The sequence below is a fragment of the Halobacillus sp. BBL2006 genome, assembly GCF_000786645.1.
Taxonomy (GTDB): domain Bacteria; phylum Bacillota; class Bacilli; order Bacillales; family Halobacillaceae; genus Halobacillus.
In genome coordinates this window covers 1-8338 of record NZ_JRNX01000219.1, presented here as the reverse complement: position 1 = coordinate 8338, position 8338 = coordinate 1, and the positions used below count along the sequence as shown (strand labels likewise).

Genomic DNA, 8338 nt, shown 5'->3' with positions numbered 1-8338 from the left:
TATTATGGCTCGGTAGCTCAGTCGGTAGAGCAACGGACTGAAAATCCGTGTGTCGGCGGTTCGATTCCGTCCCGAGCCACTTTAAAACGTCTACGAAGATTCGTAGACGTTTTTTATTTTGCATATATTTGATTTTATGTTTTAAGGAAAAAACAACAAGTTTAACTAAATTTTATAAATAGTAGAAAAAAGTTGAAATGAAAATTGTAATGGTTTTGTAATCATATTAGTGTTTATTTACACTTCGTTAGTAATAATATATTATTTTTTTCACGAATTTGGTAGCAATATTATGTATTAATTACAAGCTTGGAAAACCGTTTTATCAACCTTTTTGCTGTGATAGATTTAGTGAGTGAAAAAATATTAATAAAAATATAACAATAGAGAGAGAAAAGGTTAATTTTTACAGGAGGATAGGGAAATGTTTCGCAGCAAAGGAATCGGGAAAAAAATTGCCGTAACCGTTTTGATTGGTCTAAGTTTGAGTGTCGGAACAGCATATGCTGAGAATAGCTTTAAAACTACATACCACGTTTTTGTTGATGGTAAACATGTAGGAATTGTCGATGATAAAGATGTCGTGAAGGATTATGTTGATAACCGTCTGAAAAAAGCGGAAAACAAGCATGAAAATTGGGATATGGTCATTGATGAAGATGTTTCTTTTGAGTCTGAAAAAATGTTCGCCCCAGATTTTAAAAATGAGAAAGTCGTTCAAAACTTAGATGAAGCACTTACGACGGAGGTTGCCGCCGTTGATTTACAGATAGATGGCGAAACAGCTGCCTATTTGCCTAGCAAACAGAAAGCTGATGAAGTCATTCGCAAGCTGAAAGAAAATTATGTAGATGCTGAAACATTGGATGGGCTGAAGCAGACTACATCCAAAGCAGAAGAATCCTCTCCTAAGAAAAATGAGACCACGATTTCGTCTGTTAAGCTTTCAGAAAATGTGACAAAAGCAAAGGCACAAGTGAATCCTGCTGATATGGCTACAGTAGAAGAAGCGTTAACAAAAATTGAGGAAGGGGAAACTTCCGTTCAATATAATATGTCTCAAGATCATTTGATGAATGCGAAGGGCGGCGAAGAACAAGCTGAACCGGACAGTAAAGATGTTGAGAAAACGACAGAATCGGATCCTCTCATCGATGTCGTTGTAAAAGAAAAAGGAATGAAGACAGAAACAATTTCTCATAAAAAAGAAGTTGTGAAGACCGATAAACTCTATAAAGGTGAAACGGAAGTAAAACAGAACGGGGAAGATGGAGAAAAAACCATCCATTATACTGAAACGAAAATAAATGGCGAACTCGATCAAGAAGAGGTTACGAAAGAAGAAGTCACGAAAGAGCCTGTTAAAGAGATCGTGTGGAAGGGAACGAAAGTGATTCCGTCCAGAGGAACAGGTAATTTCAAGTGGCCGGCGGCTGGTGGACAAATAACAAGTCATATGGGACAGCGCTGGGGCCGCATGCATAAAGGAATCGATATTGCCGGAGTAAGCGACCGCACGATCACAGCGGCGGATAACGGAAAGGTCATCACCGCTGAACGCCAGTCCGGATTTGGCAATAAAATTGTGATTGATCATAACAACGGATATAAAACCATTTACGCTCACCTTTCGTCCTTTGAGGTCAGTGTCGGAGACGTTGTGAAAAAAGGCGAACCAATAGGAGTGATGGGGAATACGGGGAACTCTACCGGAACCCACTTGCACTTTGAAGTGCATAAGGATGGCTCTTTAAAAAATCCATTGTCCTTTTTCTAAGTCAAACATCCACTATGAATCTTCATAGTGGATGTTTTTATTGTTTAAGGGAATGATTCTTTTAAGGTGAAGTAAGACATTTCACGATAAATAAGTTAAAATGAGGGAAAGTATAGAAGTTGATAAAAAGGATGTGACTTTTATGGCTCCAAAGATTTTAGTAGTAGATGATGAAAAACCGATTGCTGATATATTGAAATTCAACTTAGAAAAAGAAGGATACGAAGTCGTCTGTGCATACGACGGCGATGAGGCCATCAAAAAAGCAGAGGATGAAAAGCCAGACTTAATCCTCTTGGATATTATGTTACCGAATAAAGATGGAAATGAAGTATGCCGGGAAGTAAGAAAGACACAGACTATGCCAATCATTATGCTGACGGCCAAGGATGCTGAGATTGACAAAGTACTCGGTCTAGAAATGGGTGCTGATGATTATGTCACGAAACCATTCAGTAACCGTGAATTAATTGCCCGTGTCAAAGCGAATTTACGACGCCAGCAGCAGGAGCCGGAAGACAGCTCTGATCAGCCGAAAGATATTACCATCGGCCGGTTGTCGATTCACCCTGATGCCTACACGGTTACAAGGGATGGAGACTATATCGAGCTTACCCACCGTGAATTTGAACTGTTACATTATTTAGCTCGTCACATTGGACAAGTCATGACCAGGGAGCACCTTCTAGAGACGGTATGGGGTTACGACTATTATGGTGACGTTCGTACTGTCGACGTAACTGTGCGTAGACTTCGTGAAAAAATTGAGGAGAACCCGAGTAATCCTGTATGGATTGTTACCCGCCGCGGGGTTGGTTACTATTTGAGAAATCCAGAGCAGGAGTAAGCTTAGTATGAAAAAGGTTGGTTTTTTTCAGTCGGTACGACTGAAACTTATAGTTGTGTACATTTTACTTATGTTATTAGGCATCCAAGTCATTGGTGCCTATTTTGTTGAAAAATTAGAAGAACAGCTGACTACGAACTTTACGACTTCGATCGATGATCGTTTAGAATCCTTGACCTTCAGTCTGCAAAACGCCTTTACTGCTGAACGGGGAGAAGATGTTCCGTCACTTGAATCCGAGGCCCAAAGGCTCCTGAGTGAGTTCAATACAACGGACATTAGTAAACTGCAGGTCATTGATGATTCCCCCAGCGTGATCGCTAACATCAGTGACCCATCCATTATTGGTCAGAAAGTCACGAATCCCCTCATTACTAAAGTGTTCATCCTAGGGGAATCTCAGCCTCAGCCCGTTACTTCTGATGGGGAGCGTTTATATGTAGGTGCCAAACCTATCAAAAATGAATCAGACCAAATTGTAGGTGTACTTTATTACGAAGCGCAAATGGATGGCATTTATAATCAAATGCAAGCCATCAATCGAATTTTTGCAAATGGAACGCTGCTTGCTATTGCTGTAACGGCTTTGTTAGGGATCCTTGTCGCAAGGACGATCACAAAGCCGCTGACAGAAATGAAAAGGCAGGCCCAGATCATGGCTACCGGGGACTTTTCGCAAAAAGTTGATGTAAAAGGGAATGACGAAATAGGTCAGCTCGGGATCACCTTCAATGATTTGAATGATAAATTGAAGTTAGCGCAGGCCACCACGGAAGGCGAGCGGCGCAAATTGAGCTCGGTCCTGTCGAATATGTCGGATGGTGTCATTGCTACCGACCGACTTGGCGCGATTATTTTAATGAATGAACCGGCAGCGAAGTTAATTGGTCAGACCTTTGAAGACGTGCAGGGCCAGTCACTCATCGATGTTTTTGATTTGAATGACCAAATCCAGGAGATGAGTGAGGTAGAAGAAACGGGTTCCATGATCATCGACTTGAGCAGCGAAGATAAGCATTTGTTGTTAAAAGCTAACTTTTCAGTCGTTGAAGATGAGAACGATGAGATGGACGGATTTATCACAGTGATCAGTGACGTGACAGAACAGGAGAAAGTCGAACAAGAGCGAAGAGAGTTCGTATCGAACGTATCGCATGAGCTAAGGACACCTCTAACGACGATGCGCAGCTATATCGAGGCACTAAATGACGGCGCGTGGAGAGACGAGGATATCGCCCCCCGCTTTCTAGATGTTACTCAAAACGAAACGGATCGAATGATTCGCTTAGTGAACGACCTGCTGCAATTGACAAAAATGGATCATAAAGAGACGAGCTTAATGAAAGAGCGAGTCGAATTTGTCGGTTTCTTCAACCACATCATTGATCGATTTGAAATGAATAAAGATGAAAAAATGCAATTTGAGCGGAATCTCGTCAACCGTAAGATGTACGTATGGATGGACAAAGATAAAATCACTCAAGTGTTGGACAACGTAATCTCGAATGCCATTAAATATTCTCCGGAAGGCGGGACGGTCAGCTTTGATGCCCACTCTACAAAAAAACAACTGATCGTAAGTGTGACGGATGAAGGAATCGGCATGCCTCCTGATACGGTCGATAAGATATTCGACCGCTTTTACCGTGTAGACAAATCGAGAGCTAGAGAGATGGGCGGTACAGGATTAGGTCTCGCTATTGCCCGGGAAATGATTGAAGCACATCACGGGAAAATATGGGCGAGGAGTCAAGAAGGTAAAGGAACAACCGTTTACTTTACACTACCGCTAATGAGTCAGAAGCGGAGGGGTCAATCATGAATAGGGAAACGATGAAGTCCGTAATTTTGGTCATACTGATTGCTTTTAGCTTGCTGCTTACCCTCGCTTTATGGAATTATCAGCCAGATTTCGACACAGCGGGAGAAGAAAGTGAGGTTGGCAAAACGACCCTTGAAGAAAGTGGCGGTACTCAAAGTACAGTACTGGATCTTATTGAACCAACTAAAATCGTGTTCAAGCATCAGGGGTCTTATTATTCTTATGCGGACCCTTCAGATCGCTCAGCGATATATGGTCGTATGAAACAGTGGTCGCTTGTAAATATCAATGACAATCCATCCTCTCCCCAAATCGGGGAAAGGGACAGTGTTGCTGAAATTATTTTCCCAACCAAGCTCCCGTTAAAGGTTTTAGGTGATATTTTTACAATAAATGAAGACTTACCTGCGGAAGACACAACGTTTGATCGGATTTTTGTCGTCCACGATCATAATTCAGGGGCGGTTTCCCCTTATACGGTCTATATTATGGATACGGGAGAGGATGTAAGTCCTGCAAGAATGTCAGCATCCCTTTCTGAAGAAGCAGCTAGTCAGCTTTTCAGCGAGATAGAGGTTAAAGATATGGTGAATCAGTTCCGATTATCGGATTGGAGTGGCAGCACAGTAGATGGGGCCAGTTTTGATCATATCTATCTGCCTTCGGAAGAAGTTTCTTACCCGACTGAAGTCCTGCAAACCGACGCTGTTCCAGTGAAACCATTACAAAACTTTTTATTTCCGCCTACATCGACAATCAAATCGTCCTTTACAAATTCCGTAGACCGGCGTTTTCAAGATATCAGCCGGAGATTGGATATTATGAATGATGAGCGGCTCATGAAATACGTGTACATGATTACGAATCAGTCTACCTACTGGACTCAGTATGAGCTTTTGACAAAAAGTGTGAGCGATATGAATAATCATTACGGGTGGACAAACCAATTCCGTTTAGAAAATATCAATTCAACGGCAGATAAAGTGAGTTTCCTCATGTATTTTAATGGTCTTCCTATTTATGAAAATACGGATTTGACAAAGATTTCATTGAAATATGAGGGTGGATCGATTCAGGAATATAACCGCCCGTTAGTCTCTTTCTTTCCGGTCGATTATAAAAACGAAGGAGAGTCTTCTATACTGCTCGAATCTGGCGAAGAAGTCATTAGCAAAATTAAGGAAAAAGGCTACGATCTAAATAATATAGATGATATTCAGGTCGGCTACAGTTTGAAGGATCAAAATGATATGCGGCTAGCCTATAACCTGTTGCCGCAATGGTACATCAAAACCGCTGGAGAGTGGAAACCATTGTTTAAAGAAGACATTTCGCAAAATAAAGAGGTATCGTAAGTGAGGAGGTCGTAGAATTATGCAGTGGGGACAAATTAAACTCTTATTTATTCTTAGCTTTCTCATTCTCGATCTCTTTCTCTTACAGCAGTTTCTGAGTAAGCAAGATCAGACGGAGTTAAATGAAATGACCACAACCTCAGAAACGATTCAATCAGAATTACAAAACAATAATATCACTTGGTCAGAAGAAGGAATCCCAGAAGAGGCCCCTAAGGTGGCGAATATCACTTCTTCACAAAGTAAATTTTCCGAAGAAATTCTTTCCGAAATTGAAACTTTAAAGGAAGATGGGAACCAAGAGATAAATTTTGTAAGAGATAACGTGTTGAAGGCGACGATTAAAGATCCCGTAGAATTTACGGAAGAAAATGTGACGGAAAAGGTAGACGAAGTGGTGCCTTTTAGTAACCAGTATTCGTTCTGGGGTTGGAACAAAGAACAGAATGTTTTGCTTTTCTTCCAAAAAGCGAATGGTCGGACGGTTTATTTCAACCAGGGTGGTTTTTTGATGGTCAAGGTCGAAGATGGAAAAATGACAGAGTACGTCGCGACCTTGTTATCGTTCGAGACGGAAGAAACCGAAAGCGAGACCAGCTTGATTTCTCCTCTAACGACCATCAAAAGGTTAATGGATGAAGGTAAGATCGAATCAGGCGATGAAATTACATCGATGAATGTCGGTTATTACAGCAGCTTCAGCCTTGAAGCTGGAGAGGAAAACGGCCCTCAGGTGTTTGGACCGACCTGGAAAGTGACGGTGAACGGAGACGAAAACCATTTCGTTTATGCGGTATACGGAACCATCATAGACACCCAGGAAGAGAATTTCATCCAAACATCCAAGGAGAATTACGGAATGGCAGATGAAGTGGAAACATCTGACTCATCGAAAAAGAACTTACAGAATTCTGGAGAAACCAATTAAATGGAGTGTCATTCGCATGTCATTACGATTTAGTGTGCTTGCCTCTGGCAGCACAGGAAATGCTTTTTATATAGAATCGGGAGAAGAAAAAATCCTCGTTGATGCGGGTCTAAGTGGAAAGCGGATGGAACAGCTGTTAAGTCAAGTAAATATCGATCCACATGAGCTGTCCCGAATCTTAGTTACTCATGAACATAGTGACCATATTAAAGGGTTAGGCATCATGGCTCGTCGTTATAATCTGCCTATCTATGCGAACGAGAAAACGTGGAAGGCGATGGAGAATCAGATCGGGAAGATTTCTCTTGATCAGAAATTCCATTTCAATATGGAAGAAACAAAGACATTTGGCAATCTTGACATAGAATCCTTCGCCGTTTCTCATGATGCTGCTGATCCTATGTTTTATACGTTTCATCATGAAGGGAAAAAGGTAGCTCTGGTGACGGATTTAGGGTATGTTTCGGAACGAATCAAGAAAACCGTGGAAAACGCAGATGCTTATATCTTTGAATCCAATCATGACGTCAGCATGCTCCGTATGGGGAGATATCCATGGAACGTTAAACGGAGGATTCTTGGCGACTCCGGCCACGTTTCCAATGAGGACTGCGCTTTAGCCTTAACGGATATTTTAACAGACCGTACGCAGCGAATCTATTTAGCTCACTTAAGCCTTGATAACAATATGAAAGACCTGGCACGGATGTCTGTCTCAAACATTCTTCAGGAAAGAGGATTTGAGCTGGGGTCACGGATTGAACTCCATGATACAGATCCAGCAGAGGCAACGCCGATGTTCCACGTTTAAAAAGTTTTATTTTCTTAGAAAACAGGAAACAATATCTAAGTAGAAAGTAAACGAACGAGAAAGGACAGGTGAATATGCGTGGGTTATTATGATGATCATTCCTCTGCCACCCAGCAACAGAAGCATCGACGGCGTTGGGTCATGCCAACGATCGTAGGCGTCATCCTCGGTGCAGTTTTAGTCTTATTAGCGCTTCCTGCACTCGTACAAACCGAGTTGCTGCCTTATGAAATCACCATTCCGGAAGACGAGAGTGGCCTTGTCCAGGATGATCAAGGACTTACAGGGGATACAACAAAAAGTGTTCAACTTGATGTAAAGACACAGATTACAGATGTCGTTGAGAAAGTTACCCCTTCAGTTGTAGGTGTCGTCAATCTTCAATCCCAGCAAAACTTCTGGGAAGGGGATGGGAGCGCCCAGCAAGCGGGTGTAGGCTCCGGGGTCATCTATAAAAAAGAAGATGGGACAGCGTATGTCGTTACAAACAATCACGTCATCGAAGGAGCAAACGAAATAGAAGTTGTGCTTGCTGACGAAACGAGGATTAAAGCACAGCTTGTTGGAAGTGACATATTTACAGATTTAGCCGTACTTAAGATGCCTGGAGATAAAGTTGATAAAGTCGTTGAGATCGGAAGCTCTGAAAATCTCAAGGTAGGAGAACCGGCCATCGCGATCGGTAATCCTCTTGGATTAAGATTCTCCGGTTCTGTAACGCAAGGGATTATCAGTGGAAAACAACGTGCCATTCCCCAGGACTTTAATGGAGATGGACTGGAAGATTGGCAGGCGGAG

The 8338-nt window shown here is 42.0% G+C and carries 7 protein-coding genes and 1 tRNA gene; all 8 read left to right on the top strand.

Features of this window, described 5'->3' with window-relative positions; all coding sequences use genetic code 11:
* Nucleotides 1-6: 6 nt before the first annotated feature.
* Nucleotides 7-79, top strand: a tRNA-Phe gene (locus tag LD39_RS07490).
* Between the two features lie 345 nt (nt 80-424).
* Nucleotides 425-1777, top strand: a complete 1353-nt coding sequence (locus LD39_RS07485) for a peptidoglycan DD-metalloendopeptidase family protein (protein WP_035544704.1) — start codon at nt 425-427, stop codon at nt 1775-1777.
* Between the two features lie 142 nt (nt 1778-1919).
* A complete protein-coding gene (yycF, locus tag LD39_RS07480) occupies nt 1920-2624 on the top strand; it encodes a response regulator YycF (RefSeq protein WP_035544702.1) in 705 nt (234 codons plus the stop codon).
* A gap of 7 nt (nt 2625-2631) precedes the next feature.
* Entirely contained in the window at nt 2632-4446 is a 1815-nt protein-coding gene (gene walK / locus LD39_RS07475) for a cell wall metabolism sensor histidine kinase WalK (RefSeq protein WP_035544699.1), read from the top strand.
* On the top strand, nt 4443-5801 hold the full coding sequence (locus LD39_RS07470; protein WP_035544697.1) for a YycH family regulatory protein: 1359 nt from the start codon (nt 4443-4445) through the stop codon (nt 5799-5801). The genes walK and LD39_RS07470 overlap by 4 nt, the downstream gene beginning before the upstream one ends.
* 19 nt (nt 5802-5820) lie before the next feature.
* A complete protein-coding gene (gene yycI, locus LD39_RS07465; protein ID WP_035544695.1) occupies nt 5821-6729 on the top strand; it encodes a two-component system regulatory protein YycI in 909 nt (302 codons plus the stop codon).
* A 16-nt stretch (nt 6730-6745) separates the two neighbouring features.
* Nucleotides 6746-7540 carry an MBL fold metallo-hydrolase gene (locus LD39_RS07460; RefSeq protein ID WP_035544693.1) on the top strand — a complete coding sequence of 265 codons (795 nt, stop codon included), beginning with the start codon at nt 6746-6748 and terminating at the stop codon, nt 7538-7540.
* 78 nt (nt 7541-7618) lie between these two features.
* On the top strand, nt 7619-8338 hold a 720-nt coding region (locus tag LD39_RS07455), incomplete at its 3' end, for a S1C family serine protease (RefSeq protein WP_035544692.1).